Annotated in this window: 23 protein-coding genes and 1 tRNA gene; 11 read left to right on the top strand and 13 right to left on the bottom strand. The window is 69.7% G+C overall.

All coding sequences use genetic code 11. The annotated features are described in order from the left end of the window. Positions 1 to 13 precede the first annotated feature (13 nt). Both H286_RS14635 and H286_RS15180 read right to left on the bottom strand, forming a co-directional pair. The gene (locus H286_RS14635) at positions 14 to 1,681 is read right to left on the bottom strand and encodes a BCCT family transporter (protein WP_036324491.1); all 1,668 of its coding nucleotides are present in this window, start codon (positions 1,679 to 1,681) and stop codon (positions 14 to 16) included. A gap of 70 nt (positions 1,682 to 1,751) precedes the next feature. After that, a complete protein-coding gene (locus tag H286_RS15180; protein ID WP_020098460.1) occupies positions 1,752 to 2,267 on the bottom strand; it encodes a MarR family winged helix-turn-helix transcriptional regulator in 516 nt (171 codons plus the stop codon). Positions 2,268 to 2,410: 143 nt separating this feature from the next. On the opposite strand from H286_RS15180, the gene H286_RS0112770 reads away from it, so the two are divergent. Next, positions 2,411 to 2,848 (top strand): hypothetical protein, encoded by a 438-nt coding sequence (locus H286_RS0112770; RefSeq protein WP_020098459.1) that lies wholly within the window; start codon positions 2,411 to 2,413, stop codon positions 2,846 to 2,848. A gap of 6 nt (positions 2,849 to 2,854) precedes the next feature. Here H286_RS0112770 and dcd read toward each other — a convergent pair whose 3' ends face one another. Together dcd and H286_RS0112760 are read right to left on the bottom strand one after the other, a co-directional pair. Then, positions 2,855 to 3,460, bottom strand: a complete 606-nt coding sequence (dcd, locus tag H286_RS0112765; protein WP_020098458.1) for a dCTP deaminase — start codon at positions 3,458 to 3,460, stop codon at positions 2,855 to 2,857. Between the two features lie 60 nt (positions 3,461 to 3,520). Then, entirely contained in the window at positions 3,521 to 5,545 is a 2,025-nt protein-coding gene (locus tag H286_RS0112760; protein WP_020098457.1) for a beta-galactosidase, read from the bottom strand. A 60-nt stretch (positions 5,546 to 5,605) separates the two neighbouring features. On the opposite strand from H286_RS0112760, the gene H286_RS0112755 reads away from it, so the two are divergent. Then, entirely contained in the window at positions 5,606 to 6,196 is a 591-nt protein-coding gene (locus tag H286_RS0112755; protein WP_018187612.1) for a TetR/AcrR family transcriptional regulator, read from the top strand. Here the strand turns inward: H286_RS0112755 and H286_RS0112750 are convergent. Next, positions 6,180 to 7,229 (bottom strand): zinc-binding dehydrogenase, encoded by a 1,050-nt coding sequence (locus H286_RS0112750; protein WP_020098456.1) that lies wholly within the window; start codon positions 7,227 to 7,229, stop codon positions 6,180 to 6,182. The two genes, H286_RS0112755 and H286_RS0112750, sit on opposite strands and share 17 nt — an antisense overlap. A 19-nt stretch (positions 7,230 to 7,248) precedes the next feature. Beyond that, positions 7,249 to 8,133: a LysR family transcriptional regulator gene (locus H286_RS0112745; RefSeq protein ID WP_020098455.1), complete on the bottom strand. Its 885-nt coding sequence runs from the start codon at positions 8,131 to 8,133 to the stop codon at positions 7,249 to 7,251. A 42-nt stretch (positions 8,134 to 8,175) separates the two neighbouring features. Between H286_RS0112745 and H286_RS0112740 the strand changes: the two genes are divergently transcribed. The 3 genes from H286_RS0112740 to H286_RS0112730 all read left to right on the top strand — a co-directional run bounded on the left by H286_RS0112740 (position 8,176) and on the right by H286_RS0112730 (position 9,887). After that, the gene (locus tag H286_RS0112740; protein WP_231370967.1) at positions 8,176 to 9,375 is read left to right on the top strand and encodes an MFS transporter; all 1,200 of its coding nucleotides are present in this window, start codon (positions 8,176 to 8,178) and stop codon (positions 9,373 to 9,375) included. 28 nt (positions 9,376 to 9,403) lie between these two features. Next, positions 9,404 to 9,751, top strand: coding sequence for a hypothetical protein (locus tag H286_RS0112735; RefSeq protein WP_028497514.1), 348 nt, complete (start codon positions 9,404 to 9,406; stop codon positions 9,749 to 9,751). Positions 9,752 to 9,813: 62 nt separating this feature from the next. Beyond that, a tRNA-Gly gene (locus tag H286_RS0112730) sits at positions 9,814 to 9,887 on the top strand. A gap of 80 nt (positions 9,888 to 9,967) precedes the next feature. On the opposite strand, the gene H286_RS0112725 is transcribed toward H286_RS0112730, so the two are convergent. Then, complete coding sequence (locus H286_RS0112725) at positions 9,968 to 10,456, bottom strand: hypothetical protein (RefSeq protein WP_231370966.1); 489 nt, start codon at positions 10,454 to 10,456, stop codon at positions 9,968 to 9,970. A gap of 97 nt (positions 10,457 to 10,553) precedes the next feature. Between H286_RS0112725 and zapE the strand changes: the two genes are divergently transcribed. Beyond that, complete coding sequence (zapE, locus tag H286_RS0112720) at positions 10,554 to 11,546, top strand: cell division protein ZapE (RefSeq protein WP_020098452.1); 993 nt, start codon at positions 10,554 to 10,556, stop codon at positions 11,544 to 11,546. A gap of 75 nt (positions 11,547 to 11,621) precedes the next feature. On the opposite strand, the gene H286_RS0112715 is transcribed toward zapE, so the two are convergent. Continuing rightward, entirely contained in the window at positions 11,622 to 13,466 is a 1,845-nt protein-coding gene (locus tag H286_RS0112715; RefSeq protein WP_231370965.1) for an alpha/beta hydrolase family protein, read from the bottom strand. A 330-nt stretch (positions 13,467 to 13,796) separates the two neighbouring features. Here H286_RS0112715 and nhaA point away from each other — a divergent pair, with 330 nt between their 5' ends. The 3 genes from nhaA (at position 13,797) to H286_RS0112700 (ending at position 16,609) form a co-directional block, all read left to right on the top strand. Beyond that, on the top strand, positions 13,797 to 15,158 hold the full coding sequence (gene nhaA, locus H286_RS0112710) for a Na+/H+ antiporter NhaA (RefSeq protein WP_020098450.1): 1,362 nt from the start codon (positions 13,797 to 13,799) through the stop codon (positions 15,156 to 15,158). A gap of 84 nt (positions 15,159 to 15,242) precedes the next feature. Beyond that, on the top strand, positions 15,243 to 15,743 hold the full coding sequence (locus H286_RS0112705) for a hypothetical protein (RefSeq protein WP_231370964.1): 501 nt from the start codon (positions 15,243 to 15,245) through the stop codon (positions 15,741 to 15,743). A 113-nt stretch (positions 15,744 to 15,856) separates the two neighbouring features. Continuing rightward, positions 15,857 to 16,609, top strand: a complete 753-nt coding sequence (locus H286_RS0112700; protein ID WP_020098448.1) for an SDR family NAD(P)-dependent oxidoreductase — start codon at positions 15,857 to 15,859, stop codon at positions 16,607 to 16,609. Between the two features lie 56 nt (positions 16,610 to 16,665). Here the strand turns inward: H286_RS0112700 and H286_RS0112695 are convergent, their stop codons facing one another. The 5 genes from H286_RS0112695 to H286_RS0112675 form a co-directional block, all read right to left on the bottom strand. Continuing rightward, positions 16,666 to 17,010, bottom strand: coding sequence for a hypothetical protein (locus H286_RS0112695; RefSeq protein WP_018187625.1), 345 nt, complete (start codon positions 17,008 to 17,010; stop codon positions 16,666 to 16,668). A 110-nt stretch (positions 17,011 to 17,120) separates the two neighbouring features. Next, complete coding sequence (locus H286_RS0112690; protein WP_020098447.1) at positions 17,121 to 18,167, bottom strand: NAD(P)-dependent alcohol dehydrogenase; 1,047 nt, start codon at positions 18,165 to 18,167, stop codon at positions 17,121 to 17,123. 103 nt (positions 18,168 to 18,270) lie between these two features. Next, a complete protein-coding gene (locus H286_RS0112685; RefSeq protein ID WP_020098446.1) occupies positions 18,271 to 20,544 on the bottom strand; it encodes an alpha-L-rhamnosidase in 2,274 nt (757 codons plus the stop codon). Positions 20,545 to 20,626: 82 nt separating this feature from the next. Then, positions 20,627 to 20,986 carry a hypothetical protein gene (locus H286_RS0112680; protein WP_020098445.1) on the bottom strand — a complete coding sequence of 120 codons (360 nt, stop codon included), beginning with the start codon at positions 20,984 to 20,986 and terminating at the stop codon, positions 20,627 to 20,629. A 79-nt stretch (positions 20,987 to 21,065) separates the two neighbouring features. Next, entirely contained in the window at positions 21,066 to 21,470 is a 405-nt protein-coding gene (locus H286_RS0112675; RefSeq protein WP_231370963.1) for a MarR family winged helix-turn-helix transcriptional regulator, read from the bottom strand. A gap of 271 nt (positions 21,471 to 21,741) precedes the next feature. Here H286_RS0112675 and H286_RS0112670 point away from each other — a divergent pair, with 271 nt between their 5' ends. Beyond that, the gene (locus H286_RS0112670; RefSeq protein ID WP_020098443.1) at positions 21,742 to 22,083 is read left to right on the top strand and encodes a hypothetical protein; all 342 of its coding nucleotides are present in this window, start codon (positions 21,742 to 21,744) and stop codon (positions 22,081 to 22,083) included. 142 nt (positions 22,084 to 22,225) lie between these two features. Further along, on the top strand, positions 22,226 to 23,098 hold the full coding sequence (locus H286_RS0112665) for a formate/nitrite transporter family protein (RefSeq protein WP_018187631.1): 873 nt from the start codon (positions 22,226 to 22,228) through the stop codon (positions 23,096 to 23,098). The last annotated feature ends 8 nt before the right edge of the window (positions 23,099 to 23,106 follow it).

Below are 23,106 nucleotides of genomic sequence, written 5' to 3'. Positions count from 1 at the left end.
CCGCCGGGGCGGGTCAGTCGGCCCGCTTCCGGCCCCAGGGCAGTCGGATGCCTCGCTCGTTCTCGGACTCGACCTCGAGGCCGTAGTGCTCCCCGATGTGATCGAGCAGCTGCGCGCGCTCCGCCTTCTCGTAGATGCGTCTCTCGCGCTGGAACGCGACGACGGTCGACCAGCAGATGAGCAGCATGACGATGCTGAACGGCAGAGCGATGATGATCGCCGCCGTCTGCAGCGCGGTCAACCCACCCGCGATCAGGAGCGCGATCGCGAGGAGCGCGGTGATGAGCGTGAAGAGCGTCCGCACGGGCTTGCTCGGCTCGGGGTCGCCGCCCGTTGCGATCATGCCCATGACGAGCGCACCCGAGTCCGCCGACGTCACGAAGAACAGTGCGATGAGGACGAGCGCTCCGATGGTCAGCAGGAGCGGCGCGGGGAGGTGCTGGAACAGCTGGAAGAGCGCGCCCTCGACGTTCACGGATCCGTCGGCCTGCGTCATCACGCCCGGCTCGTCGAGCTGGAGCTTGATCGCGGAGCCGCCGAGGACCGCGAACCAGAGCACACCGACGAGCGTCGGCACGATGAGCACTCCCATGACGAATTCGCGCACCGTGCGACCACGGCTGACGCGGGCGATGAAGATGCCGACGAACGGCGCCCACGAGATCCACCAGCCCCAGTAGAACGAGGTCCACGTCGCCTGCCACGCCTGGCCTTCGGCTCCCTGGAACGCGCTGACGCTGAAACTCAGCCCCACGAAGTTCTGCAGGTACGAGCCGATCGACTGCACCCACTCGCGGAGCAGGTAGAAGGTGTCGTTCGTGAAGAGGACGAACAGCAGCAGGAGCCCGGCGAGGATGAGGTTCAGCGACGACAGCCACTTCATGCCCTTGGTCACGCCCGACAGTACCGAGAAGAGCACAGCGGTCGTGATGACGGCGATGATGATGACCTGCACGAGCAGGCTGGGGTCCTCGATGATCCCCGCGCTGTCGAGGCCGGAGCTGATCTGCAGCACACCCAGACCGAGGCTCGTCGCGACGCCGAACAGCGTGCCGACGAGGGCGATCGCGTCGATGGCGTTGCCCCACCCGCCGCGCACACGCCGACCGAGGATGGGCTCGAGCGCCCACCGGATCGACAGCGGGCGTCCGCGACGGTGGATCGCGTACGCGAGGGCGATGCCGACGACGACGTAGACGGCCCACGCCTGGACGCCCCAGTGCAGGTACGTCTGCGTCAACGCCGACTGCGCGAGCTGCGCGGACGTGCCCTCGACGCCGGGCTTGGGGTCGACGAAGTGGCTGAGCGGCTCGCTCACGCCATAGAAGACGAGGCCGATCCCCATCCCCGCGGCGAAGAGAAGGGAGAACCAGGCACCCGTCGAGAACTCCGGCTTGTCGTCATCCTTGCCCAGGCGGATGTCGCCGAACCGGCTGAACCCGAGGAAGAGGCAGAAGGCGACGAAGAAGGCGGTGATGAGGACGTAGTACCAGCTGAAGGTGTCGATGATCGCACCCTGGATCGTCCCGAAGAACGCCTCGGCCTGGGCCGGAAGCGCGATCGCGAACGCGCTGAAGACGACCGCCACCACGGCTGCCGGCGCGATCACCCACACGCTGGCCTTCGCCCGCGACGCGGGTGGGTGGGCGACGGTCTCTGAAGATGAGGCGCTGTCGGACATGCCGCCAGGCTACTGACGGAGGGGGATCCGCTCACCTTCTTGCGTTCCGGGGGCCGGCCGGGTTAGCGCCTCAGTCGCGGGGCCAGGATGCCGCGAGCTTGCCGAGTAGGCGGACGAGCTCCGCGCGCTCCTCGGCCGTGAAGTCGGCCAGCGCCTGCGAGAGCCGCTCGCGGCGCTCACCACGGAAATCGCCCGCGCGGCGTCGACCCTCGGCGGTGAGCGCGATGCGGGTGCGCCGAGCGTCGTCGGGATCGGCCTCGCGCGCGGCGAAGCCGAGCTCGACCGCCTGCTGCACGAGACGCGAGGCCCGCGGCTGGTCGACGCCGATCGCCTCGGCGATCTCGCTCACCGAGAGCGGGTTCTCCGCGTGCACCAGGGCGTCGAGCAACCGGATGCGGGCAGGGGCGCCAGCGAGGCGCGCACCGGGACCGAATCCGCGCTCCCCCCGCATCCAGGGCGGGCCGCCGCCGTCGGAGTGAGGTCCGTGCGCGTGGAGTCCGCCGGGATGGTGGCGGTGCGGACCGCGGCCGCGCATCTGCGCGAAGGCGGCGAGGAGCGCGTCGAGGTCGCCGGTGGGATCGGTCACCCCTCGACGATACCGCTCGGCGCGGCATCCATGTCACTTGACATGCAACATGGATACATGTCACACTGCATGTACTTGCACAGTGACATGCAATGGTCATCGCGGACAGTCCGCCGATGACAGGACGTCTCGGAAGGACACCCATGAACACCTCGATCAACGACACCCTCGGATTCCGACTCAAGCTCGTCCACCGCCTGCTGGCGCGCGAGCTCCACGACGAAACGGCGTCGGACGGAGCGGACCTCCAGGCCCGCATCTCCACCGCCGTCCCCGAGGACGACTACGACACTCTGCTGCGTTCGCTCGACGCGATCGCGCGGGAACTCGGCTGGGACGAATCGCAGCCGATGCCGCCCCGCCCCGGGCGCGGCCACCGGCACGGCGGCTTCGGCCCGCGCGGCGGGTTCGGGCACGGACACGGGTTCGGCCCGCGGCACAGCCACGGCGGGCACGGGCACGGCGAACACGGTCGCGACTGCGGCCACGGCGAGCGCCGCGGTTTCGCGCCGCACCCCGCCGTCGCCGAGGCCTTTGAGCGCGGCTTCAGCCGCGGCTACGAGCAGGCGCAGCGCGACTGAGCGCGGTCAGCTCCCCTTCGCACCGGCGTCGGTCGTCCCGACGTCGGTGCGGTGGAAGTTCTGGAACGAACGGGATGCCGTCGGCCCCCGCTGACCCTGGTACCGGTTCTTGTACGGGCCGGTGCCGTAGGGGTTCTCGGCCGGCGAGCTCAGGCGGAAGAAGCAGAACTGCCCGATCTTCATACCCGGCCACAGCTTGATGGGGAGCGTCGCGACATTCGCGAGCTCGAGCGTCACATGACCCGAGAAGCCGGGATCGATGAAGCCCGCCGTCGAATGGGTGATGAGACCCAGGCGACCGAGGGAGCTCTTGCCCTCGAGGCGCGCGGCCACGTCGTCGGGCAGCGTGATCTGCTCGAACGTCGCGCCGAGCGCGAACTCACCCGGGTGCAGGATGAACGGCTCGTCGGGCGCGACCTCGATGAGACGCGTCAGCTCGGGCTGGTCCTCGGACGGATCGATGAACGGGTACTTGTGGTTGTCGAACAGCCGGAAGTACCGGTCGAGCCGCACGTCGACACTCGACGGCTGGACCATCGTCGGGTCCCACGGGTCGAGGCCGATGCGGCCTCCGTCGATCTCGCCTCGGATGTCGCGGTCGCTGAGCAGCACGCGGCCAGCCTACTGGCCGCCGAAGGCAGCACGCGGCCAGCCACCCGGCGCATCGCACCCTCAGCGCGCGACGCGGACGACCACCACGCTCCGCGGCCGCACCGAGACGACACCGGATGCCGCCTCCGCACCCACGAGCACCTCGCCGGCCACCGGCGCCGAGACCTCGTCGTCGGTGCGGTTGGAGAGGAAGACGTACCGCGCCTCGCCGTCGCCGCGCTCGATGACGTCGAGCCGGCCGTCCGCCGACCGCGGGTCGCCGGCGAGGGCGTCCAGCCCCAGCCCTGCGAGCACCGCGCGGACGCCGTCCCGTCCGATGTCGGCCGACACGTAGGTCGCCGACCCGCCCGTGGACAGGCTCCGCCGGGTCACTGCGGGCGCACCGGTGAGGTCGCCGTCGGCGTAGGTGTCGAGGACCTCGACGTCGTCGCCGACGTGCACGATCCGCTCGGTCCAGCCGTGCGCGACGGCTCCCGAGGCGAGGGCGATGCGCTCGCCGGGCAACAGCGGCACGAACTCCTCGACCATGACGCCGAGCAGCTCGCGCAGTGCGCCGGGGTAGCCGCCGAGCCAGACGCGGTCGTTCTCGTCGACGATGCCCGAGAAGTACGTCGTGATGAGGTGGCCACCGGCATCCGCGTACGCCTCGAGACGCGACCGCAGGGCGTCGGGCACGACGTGCAGCATCGGGGCGATGAGGACCTCGTACCCGTCGAAGGCCGCACCGACCGGGATGACGTCGGCGCGGACGCCGAGGTCGAGCAGCGCGCGGTACCAGGCGAGGGTCTCGTCGTCGTAGGCGGGCGAGTCCGACGGGTGCGCGTCGCGCCCGCTCACCCACCACGACTCGTAGTCGACGACGATCGCGACGCGCGCCTTCTCGCGACGCGAACCGGTGACCGGCGACAGGTCGCGGAGCGCCCCGCCGAGGGCGACGACGTCGCGGAACACGCGGCTGTTCTCGCCCGCGTGGGGCACCATGCCGGAGTGGTAGCGCTCGCCGCCGGCGCGCGACTGTCGCCACTGGAAGTAGCAGACCGCGTCGGCGCCGTGCCCGACGTGCGTGAGGGCGTCGCGCACGAGCTCGCCGGAGCGCTTGGGAGTGTTGACCTCGCGCCAGTTGACGGCGCTCGTCGCGTGCTCCATGAGGAACCACGGCAGTCCGCCGGCGATGTTGCCGGTCAGGTTGGCCCAGAACGAGAGGTCGTCGCGGCCGAACTCGCCGGGTCGCAGGTAGTGGTCGTTCGAGACGAAGTCGACGTCGTCCACCCACGTCGGGTAGTCGATGTCGCGGACGTTCTGGGCGACCATGAAGTTCGTCGTCCGCGGGATGCCGGGGGTCACCTCGTCGAGCACGGCCGCCTCGGCGCGCAGGTGGTCGCGGACGGCATCCGACGAGAAGCGCTCGAAGTCGAGCTGCTGCCCGGGGTTGCGGATCGTCGGCGCCGATCGCGGCGGCAGGATCTCGTCCCACTCCTCGTAGTGCTGCGACCAGAACGCCGTGCCCCATGCGTCGTTGAGGGCCTCGATCGTTCCGTAGCGGGCCTCGAGCCACACGCGGAACGCCCGCGCGGCGTCATCGGAGTAGTCGTAGAGGTTGTGGCATCCGAGCTCGTTGGAGATGTGCCACGCGACGACGGCGGGGTGGTCGCCGTACCGCTCGGCGAGCGCGCGCACGAGACGCAGGGCGTACTCGCGGAAGATCGGCGACGTCGGCCGCCAGTGCTGGCGGGCGCCGGGCCAGAGGATCGTGCCGTCGACGGTCTGCGGCAGGATCTCGGGATGCTGCCGGGCCATCCACGACGGCGGCGACGCGGTCGCGGTGGCCAGGTCGACGTCGATGCCGTTCGCGTGCAGCAGCTCGATGATCTCGTCGAGCCACGCGAAGTCGAACTCGCCGGGACGCGGTTCGAGCAGGCCCCACGAGAAGATGCCGAGCGAGACGATGTTGACGCCCGCCTCGCGCATGAGACGGATGTCGTCGTCCCACACCTCGCGAGGCCACTGCTCGGGGTTGTAGTCGGCGCCGTAGCGCATGGTCCCGGGCTCCTGCGAGCCGTCCTTCACCCAGCGATAGTTCTGCACGCGACCACGCTAGCCCAAAAACGTGCAGGTGCACGGTTTCACGTGATCTACTGTTCGACTATGACCGATGCACCGGCCCGCGGACCGTACGCGAAGTCCGCCGCGCGGCGCAGCGAGATCATCGCGACCGCGACGGCCGTCTTCGGCACGCACGGGTACCGGGGCGGGTCGCTGCGCCAGATCGCGAAGCAGCTTGACCTCGGCCTCACGACCGTCATGCACCACTTCCCCACGAAGGTGTCGCTGCTCGCGGCCGTCCTCTCGCAGGAGGATGCCGCCGACACGGACTTCCTCGAGCGCTCCGCGCGGGACGGCTTCATCCCGACGGTGCTCGCGATCGTCGAGCGGAACATCGCCCGACGCGAGCTCGTGCGCATGTTCACGGTCGTCCAGGCCGAGGCGACGCACGCCGACCACGAGGCGCACGAGTGGCTGCGGCAGCGCTACGCGTCGGTCATCCCCGACTACCGCGACGCGATCGAGCACGACCGCGCGGCCGGACGCCTGACCACGACGGCCGACGCGACGATGCTCGCCGACCTCGTGATCGGCACGTGGGAGGGCATCCAGGTGCGGTGGCTCGCCGACGGCACGGACCCCGTCGCCGCGATGCGCGTCGCACTGGGCGCTCTGCTCAAGCCGAAGGCGTGAGCCGCGGGTCGATCATCGTCATCCCCGCCGGCGAGGCCGAGTCCATGACCGGCAGCAGCTCGGCGGCCTGCTCGAGCGACACGGTCCGCTCGATGAGGTCCTGCGGGTGGAGCGTGCCGCGCGCGATGAGGTCCAGCATCCCGGGGTAGTCCTCGGCCGCCATGCCGTGACTGCCGAGCAGATCGAGCTCCCACGCGATGGCCCGTGCCAGCGGTGCAGGGGTGAGGCCGGATGCCGAGGGCAGCAGCCCGACCTGCACGTGCCGGCCCCGGCGGCGCAGGCTGTGGATGGCATCGGCGCAGGTCTGTTCGCTGCCGACGGCGTCGACCGAGACGTGGGCCCCGCCGCCCGTGACCGCGTGGACGACCTCGGGCACGTCACGCCCGTCCGCGACGATGACCTCGTCCGCGCCGAGCGTGCGGGCGACGTCGAGCGCCGCGGTCGACCGGTCGACCGCGATCACCTTCGCGCCGAGCGCCTTCGCGATCATGACGGCGCTGAGGCCCACCCCACCAGCCCCGACGATCACGACCCACTCCCCCGCGGCCAGCTGCGCACGGGCGGTGAGCGCGCGGTAGGCGGTGGCGAAGCGGCATCCGAGTGCGGCGGCAGCGGCGAACGAGATCGACTCCGGCACGGCGACGAGGTTGCGGTCGGCGGCGTGGAGGGCGACCCGCTCGGCGAACGATCCCCAGTGGGTGAAGCCGGGCTGCTGCTGGTCGGGGCAGACCTGCGCGTTGCCACTGCGGCACCACTCGCACCGGCCGCATCCGCAGACGAACGGCACCGTCACCCGGTCGCCGACCGCCCACTTCTCGACGCCCGCGCCGACCTCGACGACGACGCCCGCCAGTTCGTGCCCGGGAACGTGGGGCAGGGCGATGTCGTCGTGTCCGACCCAGGCGTGCCAGTCGCTGCGGCACAGCCCCGTCGCGTGGACCTCGATGACCGCGCCGCCCGCGGGCGCGACCGCGTCGGGGACCTCGGTGACGACGAGGGGTCCTGCGATCTGTTCCATCACCATCGCGCGCATGCCTCGATTCTGCCGGGCGTCAGGACCGGGTGAGCTCCCGGAGCACGGCGATGACGTCGTCGACCGCAGGCGGGCGGGGGCCTGCCCGGAAGACCACGCCCATGTCGCGCGCGGCGCGCGGATCGTCGATCGGCCGCTGCACGCACCCGTCGAGCGGATGCGGCACCTCGGGGCCGATCGCGATGCCGAGCCCGGCGGCGACGAGGCCGTGCAGGGTGCGCAGATCGTCGCCCTCGAAGGCGATGTCGAGCGGCACGCCCTCGGCGGCGGAGAGCTGCTCGAGCGTGCGGCGCAGTCCGTACCCCGGCTTGAGCGTGACGTGCGTCTCGCCGACGACGTCCGCGAGCGTGACCCGCGCGGCCGTCGCGAGCCGGTGTCCCTCGGGGATGACGACCACGAGCGGCTCGTCGTAGAGGTGGAGCGTTTCTCCGGAGGGATGCGTCGCGGCGGCCCCCGAGACGATCGCGAGGTCGGTCCGTCCGGAGTCGAGTTCGGCCAGGCACCCGTCGCGCGCGCCCTGCCAGAGCTGCACCCGGATGTCGGGGCGCTCCTCGCGCAGCCGCCGGACGAGCCGGGGGACGAGGTTCTCACCGAGCGAGTTCTGGAATGCGAGCCCGACGGTCGACCGGGCGTCGTCGAGGGAGTCGAGCGCATCCTGCGCGGCGCGGAGGGCGACGCGCACGCCGGGCAGCATCCGACGCGCGGCGTCGGTGAGTCGGATGCCGCGGCCATCCCGCGCGACCAGGGCGACGCCGAGCCGCGACTCGAGCTGGCGGAGCGCACGGCTCACGGTCGGCTGCGGCACCCCGAGGGCCTCGGCCGCGCGGGTGACGTGCTCGTCGTCTCCCAGCGCGTCGAGCAGCGGAAGATGCGGCAGCAGCTCGGCCAGGCGATCACGACTCATGCAGGAACGCTATCGCTCCACGCGTATGGGTATTGGATCTGTATGCGACAGATGCCTACCGTGGAGCGGGTGACGACCGTCGGCATCCCTCCCCTCACCGCGTCGCCCCGCCGGCTCGGCGCCGCGATGTGGACGACGGGGATCGCCACCTTCGGGGTGCTCTACGCGCCGCAGGGCCTGCTGACGGGCATCGCCGAGACGTACCGGCTCACCGCCGCCGACGCGTCGTGGGTCGTGTCGGCCGCGACCCTCGGGCTCGCGCTCTCGATCCTGCCGTGGGCGCTGGTCGCCGACCGGTTCGGACGCAGGCGGATGCTGCGCGTCGCCGCCGTGGCCGCGGCGGTCATCGCCGTCGCATCGCCGCTGCTGCCCGGGTTCGCCGGGCTGCTCGTCGGCCGATTCCTGCTCGGCTCGGCGCTCGGCGGCATCCCGGCTCTCGCGGTCGCCTACGTTCACGAGGCCGCCGGCCCGCAGCGCGCGGGGGTCGCGGCGGGAGCGTACGTCGCCGCGACGAGCGTGGGCGGTCTCGCGGGACGCCTCGTCGCCGCCCCGGTCGGCGAGCTCGTCGGGTGGCGGCTGTCGCTGGAGCTGCTCGGCATCCTCGCGGCGGCGCTGACCGTGCTGTTCGCGGTGCTGCTGCCGCCGACCGAGGAGCATCGGCCGGTGCCGTTCGGCCGCAGCCTGCGCATCCTCGGACGGCAGGCCGTCAACGTGCGCGCACTGCCGCTGTACGCGATCGGCGCGATGGTGGTGGGGGCGATGGTCGCCGTCTTCAACGCGCTGGGCTTCCGCCTCGAGGCGGCGCCCTACTTCTTGTCGGCGACGGCCGTCTCGCTCGTGTTCCTGACGTACCTGTCGGGCACGGTGACCTCGCGACTGGCTGGCGCGCTCGTCCAGCGCTTCGGGACACGGATGCCGCTGGTCGCCGGCGGGGCCGCGATGACCGTCGGCGCCGCCGTCACGCTGGCGTCGCCGGTGGCCGTCATCGTGGTCGGCGTCCTCCTCATCACGGCCGGGATGTTCCTCGCCCACGCGACGGCCAACGCCGCGACGGCGCGGGCCGGCGGCTCTGGTCGGCAGCACGCCGTCGCGCTCTACAGCGTCGCGTATTACATCGGCTCGAGTGTGCTCGGCACCGTCGGCGCCGCCGCGTGGACCGCGGCGGGATGGGTGGCGTTGGCCGGGCTCGTCGCGGTGCTCGGCGTGCTGGTCGCTCTGGCCTCCGTCAAGGTGCGGGACTGACGACGCAGCCCTCGCTACAGTGCCGGGCATGGACAACTACGGAAGTTACGCGGGGCTCGGCGCCGGCCTGATCATCAGGGCGGTCGTCCTCTACGTGGGAACGTTCGCCCTGGCGATCTGGGTGGGTTACCTGATCCAGCGCACCGCCGTGAAGAACGGGATGCTGCGCGCGATGCAGGAGAGCGGAATGACCTTCGCTCCCCGCCCCGGCGCGCCCTACCCCGGGGGTGGACAGCCTGGCGCTCAGCATCCGGGAGCTCAGCCGCCCTACCCCGGTCAGGCACCGCAGGCGGGTCAGCCGCCGCGCCCCACTCAGCCGCCGGTTCCGCCGCAGACGCCTCCGCAGGCTCCGCCGGTGCCTCCGACGAACCCCTGAGCACCGCGACGGGCGAGTGTCCCCGAGCCTTGCTAGGCTTACGGGGCGCCTCCGGGTGCGCTGGGGCTGTAGTTCAATGGCAGAACATCTGCTTCCCAAGCAGATAGCGCGGGTTCGATTCCCGTCAGCCCCTCCACTGTGACTTCTCGTGCCTCGTCCCGTGTGGCTTCCGACCGTCCTCCCGGCCGATTTTTCCGGGATCAGCGGATGCGGGGCTCATCGCCCCAAGGTAGCTGCCGGCCGCTCCGCGGCATCCACCTCGTCAACGGTCCCGACACTCTCGTACGCGTCGAAGAGTTCCGGAGAACCCCACTCGGTCTTCGACACGGCCCCATCCGGCCACAGCACGATGACGTCTGCCGGCCCGAGCCAGACAGCAGTGATCTCGATCTTCCGCCCGTCCGTCAACACGAACCGAGTCGACTGCGTCTGCCCACCGGTGAGGTCGTTCAGATCGGACGGAGAGGCGTCGGTCACCGGCATGTCGGAGTACGCGCGCACGAACTCGCTCAGGACTTCGGGGACATCGAGAGTCAACCTGTCGATCGTGTCGGGCACGTCGCCCCATGGGTACTCGTAGTACTCGACGGAGGCGACGTCGTCCGCCGTGATCCCGAGCGACTTCTCCGCGACGGGCGCGCATCCGGCGAGCAGAGTCACGCAGACCGCGGTCAGGACCGTCGCCACACCCCATGGAGCTCGCATGTGCGTCGAAGCTATCGGCCTCCGCGGCGGCGGCACCACCCGTTTGAGTAACGATCGGGACGCAGAAGGAATGCTCGCAGCGTGACACGCTGGAACCGTGCTGAGCAGAGACGAACTCGTCCACGCGGTCGAGGCCGCGGCATCCGCTCAGGGGTTCGCGCTCGACCCGCGGCAGCGGGCGGTCCTGGATCGGCTGGCGGCGCTCGGGGGCGAGCTGGCGACCGGAGAAGCCCGCAGCCTCTATCTGTGGGGCGACGCCGGCCGCGGCAAGTCCTGGTTGGCGGATGCCGCGTATGCCGCCATCCCGCTGCGCGAGAAGCGTCGTGTCCACTTCCACGGCTTCTTCCACGAACTGCACCGCAGTATCCAGCGGCACCGCACTGAGCCCGACGCGGCGGAGCGGGCGATCGACGATGCCGTCGGCGACAGCAGACTGCTCTTCTTCGACGAGCTGCACGTGCACGATCCGGGAGACGCGCGGCTTCTGACCCGGCTGCTCGATCACGCCTTCACCCGCAAGGTCACGGTGCTCGCGACCTCCAACTACGCGCCCGAGGACCTCCTCCCCGACCCGGACTGGCACCACATCTTCGTCCCCGGCATCGCCCTCATCGAGACGAACATGGACGTGATGCCGCTCCAAGGACCGACGGACTACCGGACGATCGCCGACAACCACACACGAGGATTCGCGTCGGGAACCTGGTCGACGCGTACCCCGCCGCGCGCGACGACTCCGCCGCAACACCTCACTCTGAACGGCCGGGTCTTCCCGGTGACGTCAGCGGATGCCGGCGAGCTGACGCTGACATTCGATCAGCTCTGCCGCACCCCGACGTCGACGATCGAGTACCTGGGATGGGCGCAGGATTTCGACCGGTGGACCGTGACGGGTGTCCCCCGCTTCGACGCGGTCGACCCGCCGGCGCAGCAGCGATTCATCAACCTCATCGACGTGCTCGTCGCCGAGGACCTGCCCGTCGACTTCTACGCCGACGTCGACCTGAACGACTTCCTCGCGGCAGCCTCGCGTCGACCCGACGCGTTCCGCATGGCAAGTCGCCTGCGCCTCCTCGCGACGGCGGGCTAGCCGCCCGCCGCATCGTCAGCGGCTCGACATTGACTCGGTGCCCGGAACGGCCTCGCCGTCCCGGGCACCGGTTCGTCAGCTCATCACGAGGGAGTTCGTGACGCTGATAACGGTCACGACCGCTGCATTGAGGAAGCCGGCGATGTACGGGTTGTTCGTCTCGCGGTAGATCTTCCGGCTGATGACCGCGGCGACGGCGAGGATGACGACCACCGGGAACAGCCAGATGCTGAAGATGCCACCGAAGCCATCGATCGTCTCCCCTGTGATGAAGAACGTCGTGTACTGCGCGACGACCAGCACGATCGGTCCGAGCGAGTTGAACAGCGCGAGCAGTGCGGTGTTCACCCATTCGCGTCCCCGCAGCGTGAAGCGGTTGAACGAGTTGATCGCCACCGAGTTCGCGATGAAGTAGACGAGGAACAGCGGCAGGACGATCAGGGAGTACCCGATCATTTCGGGGTTGAAGGCCTTGACGGCGATCACCCAGAACCGGAAGTCGGTTTTGAAGAAGTAGTCCAGCACGAACACGATCCCGAACGCGGCGACGGTCGTCGTCAGCGCAAGCGCCACGCCGAGACCGAAGCGCCGCCAGCCCGGGATGACACCGACGGCCCGCAGGTCCTGACCGCTGCGGCGACCGAACAGCAGGTACGACACGATCATGATGACGAGACCGGCGACACCGTTGATCGCGGCCCAGATGCCGATGAACCACGGCACACCGGGGGCGATGAGGTTCACCGAACCGAACGCGATCGCACCGGCCCACTCGGCCTGGCTGAGCAGCACGTAGCTGAGGATCGAGAAGACGGCCGTGACGACCAGCCCGCCCCAGAACCACACCAGACCGCGGCGCGTGTTCGCCACCGCCGCGATCGGCTCCGAGACGCGCAGCCCCGCGAAGGCACGGGTCGACAGCAGCGCCCGTGTGAACGCGACGAGGAAGATGCCGAAGCCGATCAGACCGAACGTCGTCAGGATCTCCTTGAGCTGCCAGTTCTGATCTCCTGCCGGCAGCGGGTTCGGTGCGCCGAGGGACTCGTCGAAGAAGTCGACGAGGTGCCCGACGGCCGTGCTCGAGATCGTCGACCACGGGTGCGTCTGCGGCAGCGACCAGACGACGCGCATCGCCTCGGCGCCGTCGATGTCCTGGGTGTAGACCTGCCCGGCCTCGCGCACATCCGACGCCTCGGACGGGTCCTGCCCGAAGTGGAGGAACGACTGGGCGTTGGGGGTGGTGAGGTATTCGCGCGGCGGCGTGAGTGCGTTGCCCTCGGCGTCATAGCTGCGGAAGAAGAACTCGTCGTACTGCGCCTGGATGACGCCGGTGTCGCGGCTTCCGTAGATGTTCGTGAACGCGCCGGTGTCGTCGACGTACACCGGGTCGTTGTCGACGAGGAGGACCGAGGCGATCAGTGGCGTCTCGGCCTCGTTGTCGAGCGCGACCGAGAAGTTCGCCGCACGCGCGCCGTTGGAGTGGCCGGTCACGCCGATCCGGCTCGGGTCGACGTAGGGCAGGTCGGCGATGAGCTTCACGGCGTCGTACATGCCGGTGCCGCCGACGGCTTCCTGGCCGGCGGGGAGCGGGTCGGAGTTGCCGTGCCCGTACATGTCGATCGACAGCACGACATAGCCGCGCCGGGCGAGCTCCACGTAATTGGCGTCCTGCATCTCGCGGTTGTTCCACCACCCGTGGCTGACCACGATCGCCGGGCGCGGATCCTCCGCCGAGACCGCAGCCGGCTTGAACAGCAGGGCGCTCATCTGGCGACCAGAGGCGGCCTCCCACCGCAGGTCCTCGACGGCGACGCTCCCGCCGACGGTTTGCACGAGCGACGCGCCGACGCTGGAGACCAGCATCAGCACAAGTGAGATGGCCAACCAGAAGGTGTTGCGCCGGAAAGTTCGATGCCTCATCGAAAGGTGCTCCTTCACACGCGGACCCCACATCGGGCCCGATATCCACGCCGGGCTCATTCCCGTCGCGCGACCGCCAATCTATGGAGATTCCTATGAACCCGGTGCGGAATGCACACGTGTGCAGGACTTTCCCCGACCCGCCTCGCACCGTCGCGACTTTTTTGCGAGCCGACCGAACAAAAGTGCAACGAAGGATGCCGCGGCTCGGCGCGCCACCGAGGAAGATGCCACCCCCGGCCCACAGGCGGTCGGACGGTAAACTGGTCGCGGCGCGTCGGGAAGTCTGGTCGACATTTCTGTCTGTCGACCCTTCCGGAGGACCGCCCCGTGAACACGCCGAGCACTGACCGTACCGACCTGCGCGCGCCACGCTGGCGCGGTCACACCGAGGCCGCCCGCGTGTCGGCGATCCTCCGCAAGGAGGCCGTCGGAGGAGCTCTGCTCGTGATCGCCGCCGTCGCAGCCATCGTGTGGGCGAACTCACCGGCATCCGACAGCTACTTCGCCCTGCGCGACTTCCGCGTCGGCCATGAACCGTGGCATCTCGAGCTCTCCCTCGGCGCATGGGCGGCCGACGGCCTGCTCGCGATCTTCTTCTTCCTCGTGGGACTCGAACTCAAACGCGAGCTCGTCGTCGGCGATCTACGGCGGTTCAGCACGGCGGTCGTCCCGGTGACGGCGGCGATCGGCGGCGTGGCCGTGCCGGCTCTGATCTACGTCGCCGTGGTGCGCGGGCAGGAGGGGCTGGTCCAGGGGTGGGCGATCCCCACGGCGACCGACATCGCGTTCGCCGTCGCCGTCCTCGCTCTCGTCGGGTCGCACCTGCCGAGCCCGCTGCGCATCTTCCTGCTCACCCTCGCCGTGGTGGACGACCTGATCGCGATCGGCATCATCGCGGTCTTCTACACCGAGGACATCGCGGTCGTCCCGCTCGCGGTGGCTGTTGCGGTCGTCGCACTCTACGGATTCATCGCGCAGCGCTACCGGTCGCTGTTCGCCGGCCGCCCGTTCGCGGCCTGGCTGGTTCTCCTGCCGATCGGGTTCGTCGCCTGGGCGTTCCTGCACGCGTCGGGCGTGCACGCCACCATCGCCGGCGTCGCCCTCGCCTTCACGATCCCGGTCAAGGCTGCGCGTGGCGCGACCGACGGCCCCCGCGCGGCCGACCTCGCCCACGAGTTCGAGCACCGCTTCCGCCCGCTGTCGGCCGGCTTCGCCGTACCCGTCTTCGCCTTCTTCGCCGCCGGAGTCGCCGTGGGCGGCACCGACGGCATCCTCCGCGCGGCCACCGATCCGGTCGCCCTCGGCATCGTCGCGGGACTCGTGCTCGGCAAGCCGATCGGCATCCTGCTCGCCGTCCGGGCGCTGACACTCGTGACGAAGATCCGGCTGCACCCGGCGCTGCGGTGGGTCGACCTCCTGGGCGTCGCGCTGCTGGCCGGCATCGGATTCACCGTCTCGCTGTTGATCGCCGAGCTCAGCTTCCCGGCCGGCTCGACCGAGGGTGACGACGCGAAGATCGCCATCATGATCGCGTCCGTACTCGCGGCGCTGATCGCCTCCGGCATCCTCATCGCCCGCAACCGCCGCTACCGCCGGATCGCAGCCGAAGAGACCGTGGACGAGGATGCCGACGGCACGCCCGACATCTATCAGGAAGCACCTGCGCCCACATCGCCGCACCAGGGGTAACGTCGCCTGCGCACGAGAAATGGTGAGCCGGGAAGTCTGGTCGGCAGCGGTCGCTCGACCGTTCCCTTCGAACGAAAGCCAGTGATGGAACACCCCGTAGTGACACTCGGCGACACGGACACCGCTGTCGCCCGCGGGATCACCGCCCGCCGACCCCTCGACGGCGAGGAGGTGAGCCGCCCGCGCGCGGTCGTCGCCTTCGCCGATCTGCGCGACTACTCCCGCGTGACGGGCAAGGATCGTCTGCGTGCGCTCGCGACCTTGGCGGCTGTCGAGACGAAGCGGCATGTCGGGGTGCGACAGCTCGTGTTCGCGGTGACTCTCGCGCCACGACATGCACTGGCGTTCGACCGGATCGCGTCCGCGCTGGGTGCGCGTGTCCACGCGGAACTGGAGCGCGACAATGCGCGCGACGTCGAGGTCACGTTCCTGGATGTCAGCGAGTGCGGGGACGTCCCGGCGCTGACGGAGCGCCTTCTCGACCGTTGCGCGGACCCCGTGGGCCAGCACGGCGTCGTGGTGCTCGACTGGGATGACATCCGCGATCACTCGATCCGGCGAGCCGCGCGGGACCAGTACCTCTGATACCCACTTTTCCGCGCTGGGCAGGAATGCCAACGCCGGGCATCCGTTGTATTCAGATGCATGGCACCGGCCGCGAGAGTCACGGCGTCAGGCCTGCGAAAAGAGGTAACGCAATGGCACGGTTCGACGGCAAGACGGCACTGGTCACCGGCGGCGGCAGCGGCATCGGCGCGGAGATCGCCCGCAAGCTCGCGGCCGAAGGCGCGTCGGTGGTGGTCACCGACATCAAGCTCGACGCGGCCGAGAAGGTCGTGACGCAGATCACGGATGCCGGGGGCACCGCATCCGCGTTCGCTCAGAACACGGCGAAATGGCAGGACTCCGAGACGGCCGTCCGCTACGCGCAGGACACCTACGGCGCCTTGCACCTCGCGGTCAACAACGCCGGCATCGGCGCGGCCCCGCAGAACATCGGCGACTACGACATCGAGGCGTGGGACCGAGTTCGCGCAGTCGACCTCGATGGCGTCTTCTACGGGCTGCGGTTCCAGCTGCCCGCGATCGTGGCTGCCGGCGGCGGCGCGGTCGTCAACATGGCGTCGGTGCTCGGCTCGGTTGGCCTCGCGCAGAACGCGGCCTATGTCGCCAGCAAGCACGCCCTCGTCGGCCTCACAAAGGTGGCGGCCCTCGAGTACACGGCTCAGGGTGTGCGCACGAACGCGGTCGGCCCGGGCTTCATCGACACCCCGCTCGTGCGCGCGAGCCTCCCGGGTGACGCACTGTCGGCCCTCGAGAAGGAGCACGCCGCCGGCCGACTCGGAACGGATGCCGAGGTCGCAGCGCTCACGCTCTTCCTGCTGAGCGACGAGGCATCCTTCATCTCGGGCAGCTACCACCTCGTCGACGGCGGCTACTCCGCCCACTGACGACACTGCTCCGCCCCCGCGAGGACGCTCGTGCGGGGCGGAGCCGCCCCTGCGTGTCAGGCGGTCGGCGACGCCTCGATGTGGGCGACCGAGCGCACCTCGAGGTAGCCGCACAGATCCGCGGCGGTCCCGAGTTCCGCGACGAGCGCGGCGGTCTCCTCCGCCGACAGCGCGACCTCGTCGAGCTGAGGCTCGAAGACGACGCGCCAGCGCGCATCCTCGTTCATCGGAGGGCGGACGTAGACCGTCGTCGACGCGTTCCGCAGCGGAACGACGACGAGACCCCCGTCATCCCCCCACGAGTCGTCTTGGATGACGACCTTGATGAGGTCCCCGTCCTGCCGCGCGGCGACGAACTCGTCCAACCAGAGCTGCAAGGTTTCGCGACTGCGGTACGGCATGTGTTCGTCCTCCTGGCGCGACGGCGTGCCGGTGCCCCCGGCGGGACGACGTCGCGCTCTGTCGCGAGGGTAACACCCCCGGATGACGCCGTCCCATCGGGTATGCGAACTCAGTCCTTCAGCGTCTCGATGTCGATCACGAAGCGGTAGCGGACGTCGGAGCGCAGCACGCGCTCGTAAGCGTCGTTGATCTCGTCCGCACCGATCAGCTCGGTCTCGGGAGCGATGCCGTGCGCGGCGCAGAAGTCGAGCATCTCCTGGGTCTCGGCGATCGATCCGATGTTCGAGCCGGCGAACGAGCGGCGGTTGCCGAACAGGGTGAATACGCGCAGCGACAGGGGCTCGGACGGTGCGCCGACGTTGACCATCGTGCCGTCCAGGCGCAGCAGACGCAGGTAGTCCTCGAGCTTCAGCGGCGCGCTCACGGTGTTGATGATGAGGTCGAACGTGTTGGCGAGGGTCGTGAACGTCGACGCGTCGCTCGTGGCGTAGTAGTGCGTCGCGCCGAACCGCTTGCCGTCCTCCTGCTTCGACAGGCTCTGCGACAGGACCGTGACCTCCGCACCCATGGCGGTGGCGATCTTGACGGCGAGGTGTCCGAGCCCGCCCATGCCCACGACGGCGACCTTGGAGCCGGCGCCGACCTTCCAGTGCGCGAGCGGCGAGTACGTCGTGATGCCGGCGCACAGCAGCGGCGCGACCGACTCGTACGGGAGCGCCTCGGGGATGCGCAGGACGAAGTCCTGGTCGACGACCACGTGCGTCGAGTACCCGCCCTGGGTGATCGTGCCGTCGCGGTCGACCGACCCGTAGGTCTGGGTGTTGCCGTTCAGGCAGTAGTTCTCCATGCCGGCGAGGCAGTTCTCGCACTCGCGGCAGGAGTTGACCATGCAGCCGACGCCGACCCGGTCGCCGACGGCGAAGTCCGTGACCTCGGAGCCGACCTCGACGACCTCGCCGGCGATCTCGTGGCCGACGACCTGCGGGTAGGTCACCGGACCCCAGTCGCCGCGGACGAGGTGGATGTCGGAGTGGCAGATCCCGGCGTAGCGGATCGCGATGAGGACGTCGCGGGGTCCCGTCTCGCGGCGCTCGATCGTCGTGCGGACGAGCGGGTCGGTCGCGGACGGCGCGGCGTAAGCGGCGACAGTAGGCATGGGGTCTCCTTGCTGATCGATAGACGGATGCCTCGGGTCGGGGCATCCCTCACGGGAAACGCTACGCCCGCCCTCTGATGAGTCTCATCGGAAGCACCGCGGGTCAGAGCGTGCTCGTGAAGACGTGTCCCCCGCCGAGGACCTCGACCGTCCGCCCGTCGGGGAGGACGACCTCGGCCGGCACATCATCGGGGAGCGCGACCTCGACGGTGAGCTCCCCCGATGCGACCCGCCACGCGACGCTGACATCCCCCTGCCGGGTGCGCAGCGAGGTCTCGGCCCACTCGATGCCCGGCCCGGGCCGAGGCTCGACGCGCACGCGGGCGTAGCCGGGGGCGGCAGGCCGAAGCCCGCCGACCACCTGGTGGATCCAGTCCACGACGGCGCCGAGAGCGTAGTGGTTGAAGCTCGTCATCTCGCCGGGGTTGATCGACCCGTCGGGAAGCATCGAGTCCCAGCGCTCCCACACGGTCGTCGCGCCCATCGTGATCGGGTAGAGCCAGGACGGGCACTCCTTCTCGAGCAGCAGCCGGTACGCCTCGTCGACGTGCCCGGTCTCGGAGAGTGCCCACGTCACGTAGGGCGTGCCGGCGAACCCGGTCGTCACCCGGAATCCGGACTCGCGGACGATCTCGGCGAGGCGCGCGGCGGCCCGGCTCCGCAGGTCGCCCTCGAGGACGCCGAACGTGATCGCGAGGGCATAGACGGTCGCGCAGTCCGACCGGACGATGCCGTCGTCGTCGACGTAGTAGCGGACGAACGCGTCCCGCGTGCGCGCGGCGAGGCCGCGCCAGCGGTGCGCCTCGGCATCGTTCCCGAGGACGGCGGCCGCCTCGGCGGCGAACGAGGCCGACCGGTACAGGCACGCCGTGGCGACGACCGCGGCATCCGCCTTCGCGGCAGCGGGATCCTCGGGAGGCGCGTCGGGGTCGAGCCAGTCGCCGAACTGGTTGCCGCGCTCCCAAAGGCCCCGCTCCGAGATCAGCGGCTCGATCGACGACAGGTGCATCGCCATGGCCGGGTAGTGCGCCGCGAGGCGATCGGCATCTCCGTAGGCCTGCCACAGCGCCTGCGGAACCCACACCGCCGCATCCCCCCAGATCGCGGTCGGACCGGCCCATTCGCTCAGGTGACCCGCGGGGAAGTTCGCGTACTTCAGAACGGCCGGCACGACGAACGGCACGGCGCCGTCGGGGGCGTGCTCGGTCTCGAGCCGCAGGTCCTGCAGCCAGCTGTCGAGGAAGTCCGCGGTGTCGAAGGAGAACGACGCGGATGCCGCGAACGCCGCGATATCGCCGGTCCACCCCAACCGCTCGTCCCGCTGCGGGCAGTCGGTCGGGACGCTCAGGAAGTTGCCGCGTTGGCTCCACACCGAGTTGTCGACGAGCGGGGTGACGAGCGGATCGGAGCACGAGAACCGACCCGTGCGAGCCATCTCGGAGTGGACCACGACGGCCTCCAGATCGGCGGCGCGAAGCTCACCGGGCCACCCCTCGACCTCCGCGTAGCGGAAGCCGTGGAACGTGAACGTCGGCTCGAAGGCGTCGACCCCGCCCGAGAGGACGAACTCGTCGGTCGCGTCGGCCGAACGCAGCGGCCGGACACCCAGCTCGCCGTCCTCGAGCACCTCCGCGTGACGGATGCGGATGAGGTCGCCGCGCGACCCCTGGACGGTGAATCTCAGCCATCCCACGAGGTTCTGTCCGAAGTCCACGAGCGTCCGACCCGACGGCGAGCGCCAGACGCGTTGCGCGGGAACCGCCTCGTGGCGCCGCACCGGCGGCGACGTCTGCGGGGCGAGCACGCCGTGATCGATCTCGCTCGTGCGCACGGCCAGCGGGGCACCGCCCTCGCGCAATCGAGCGTCGACGCTCTGACCGCGGTAGAGCGAGTTGCGGGTGACATCGGATGCCGCGGCACCCCAGGCATCCGATGTCGACACCCGCTGCACGGACCCGTCCCGATAGACGACCTCGAGGGTCGCGGCGACCGCGATCTCGTCGCCGTAGTCCGCATCGGCGTCGCCGAATCCGAGATGGCCACGCCACCACCCGTTGCCGAGGATCAGCGCCAGCCGCACGTCACCGTGCCCGCCGCGGACCGTATCCGTGACGTCGAACTGCTGGTACGTCAGGCGCCATTCGTAGGAGGTCCACCCGGGGTTGAGCACCGAGTCCGTCACCGGCACGCCGTCGACCTCGGCCTCGTACACACCCCGGGCGGTCGCCCACAGCGTGGCGGCGACGACGTCGTCGCGGGGCGCCCTGAGCGGGACGGTCGCAGTGAACCTCGGGGCGACGCCTTCAGCGGCCTCGGCCGAGAGGAAGACCGCTTCGGACAGCGGCGACACAGGGACGGGTGACGCGGACACCGGCATGGAGAGCCCCTTCGCTCAGACGTGAACCAGGGCTCAGCCTAGAGTCACGCCGAGGCGCGGGGTCGTCGTGTCGAGAAACGTTTCAGCGGGATCCGAAACCGTCGAGGTCGGGGTCCCAGTAGGTGTCGGGTTCGATCTCGTAGGCCTGTTCGCCCGAGCTCTCGGCCTCGCGAGGGAAATGCGGATGGTGGCGCAGCTGGGCCGCAGCGAACGCGAAGTCCGGCTCGGGACCTTCCCATTCGGTCGCCACCGACAGGACGTCGTTCCCCACGCCGATGACGAGGGATGCCTCGCCGATCTCGTGATTCTTCTCGAAGACGATGGGGATCGTGACGGCATCCGCCCGTCCGAGTTCGGCGACGGCGGCGGTCAGGGTGATGAGAGCCTCCGCCACGTCATCGGTCGTGACCACGGTCTCGCCGGCGTAGGTGATGCATCTCATACCCCCACTATGCGCGGTGATACGGGTTTGCCCGTGGGCGTTGCGCTGACGCCCCGAGCCGGGTACAGCATCCCGGTCGTCAGGCGTCGACCGTCTCCTCGGTGACCACTGGGTCGACGCCGTCGACGGCGTCCGACATCTGTCGGAGGAATTCCACGACATGCTCCTGCGCCTCTGGGCTCATGCCCACGGCGACGTCGTACATGAGTCCGTGCATGCGTCCGAGCGTCTCGCGCACCTCCTCGTTCGCATGCGGAGTCGCGCGCACGAAGATGCTGCGACGATCGGTCGGATTCGCCAACCTTTCGATGCGTCCGGTCTTCTCGAGCCGGTCGAGCATCGTGGTGATCGACGCCGAGGTGACACCGAGGTACTTGACGAGCTCAGCCGGTCGCGCAGAATGGTCGGGCTGACGCAAGAGATAGCGCAGGGCGAGGAGCTCGTTCTCCCCCATCGCCATGGAGTCCCGCGTCCGGCGCCTCATCGCCGCCTCGGCAGCTCGATAGGTTCGGAGCGCCTCGAGCACTCGACGGGCTCGATCACGGTGGCCGGGGGCCTCGTCGTACCAATATCCGGTCTTCGACTCACCCGCAGCGGAGGTTCGATCTTCGCCGTCCGCCACATCCACTCCTTGTCGTTCGCGCCGTATCCGACGCCATGGTCGAGAATAGGTGATGGGGAGGAGCGGCCCAGTTCCCGTGGCACTGTTTCTTCGGATCCGCTAGTCTCCCGCCCGACCACGAGGGGAAGTCCCGATGCCGTTCCGCAGTAAAGAAACCCTCGAGGCGTGGGTGTCCGACTTCCACGATGCCCGCGGCGCGGGCGACCGCATCAAGGTCATCGTGCAGGACGGCTCCGACGGCGGCGACACGGGGCTCGTCATCGTTCCTCTCGAGAACGCATCCGTCTCGATCTCGATGGAGCCCGTCGAGATCGGCGGTGCCCCGTGGCGCGTGACGATCGAACCGCAGCCCGAGACGACGATCCTCAACAGCCATCAGCTCCACGGCATGGCCGTCGAGCTCGCGGTCGCCGCCGAGCTCTGCGCCTACCTCGAAGCCCGTTCCGTCGGTCACGACGAGCCGGACGACGCCTGAGACCCCTCCTTTCTCACATCGCGACCTCTTCGTTTGAGAGGAAGAGGTAACCAAAGCGGTCGATCCCCGCGCGATCGGGGGAAACACCCGCCCTTTAGCGTCGAGCCTCACACCCGGCTCCACGACTGAAAGGGATTCTGCGATGACGTACGTCAAGCCCACCGAGCTCGTCCAGACCGTGATCGACGCCGGCGCGTCGAAGGTCATGCTCTCCACCCGCGACACCCTCATCCGATCGATCATGGGCGGCGCGATCCTCACGCTGGCGGCCGCCTTCGCCGTCACGATCAGCGTCACCACCGGCAGTCCGCTCCTCGGTGCCGTGCTGTTCCCGATCGGGTTCGTGATGCTCTACCTGCTGGGCTACGACCTGCTGACGGGCGTGTTCGTGCTCGCCCCGCTGGCGTGGCTCGACAAGCGCCCGGGTGTCACGCTCGGCGGCATCCTCCGGAACTGGGGACTCGTGTTCCTCGGCAACTTCATCGGCGCCTTCGCGATCGCCGTGCTGATGGCGATCGTCTTCACGAACGGGTTCTCCACCCCGCCCAACGAGGTCGGACAGGCGATCGGCCACATCGGCGAAGGCCGCACCGTCGGCTATGCCGAGCACGGGGCGAACGGCATGCTGACCCTGTTCGTCCGCGCGGTCCTCTGCAACGCCATGGTCGCCACCGGCGTCGTCCTCGCGATGGTCTCGAAGGACGTCATCGGCAAGATCGTCGCGATGTGGATGCCGATCATGCTCTTCTTCTTCATGGGCTTCGAGCACTCGATCGTGAACATGTTCCTGTTCCCCTCGGGTCTGCTGCTGGGCGGTGATTTCACGATCGGCGACTACCTCATCTGGAACGAGATCCCGACGGTGGTCGGCAACCTCGTCGGCGGACTGCTGTTCGTCGGACTGCCGCTGTTCTTCACGTACGGACGCCCCGCGGCCCCCCGCCGCGTGCGCGCCTCGCGCCGTGAGGATGCCGCCCGCGCCGCCGCGGCGGACGCGCCCGTCGCCGTCCGGTGACGACCGTG

The sequence above is a fragment of the Microbacterium sp. 11MF genome (assembly GCF_000383475.1).
GTDB classification, from domain to species: Bacteria; Actinomycetota; Actinomycetes; order Actinomycetales; family Microbacteriaceae; genus Microbacterium; species Microbacterium aquilitoris.
The sequence above is the reverse complement of the archived record's forward strand: the minus strand, read 5'-3'. Positions and strand labels throughout refer to the sequence as shown.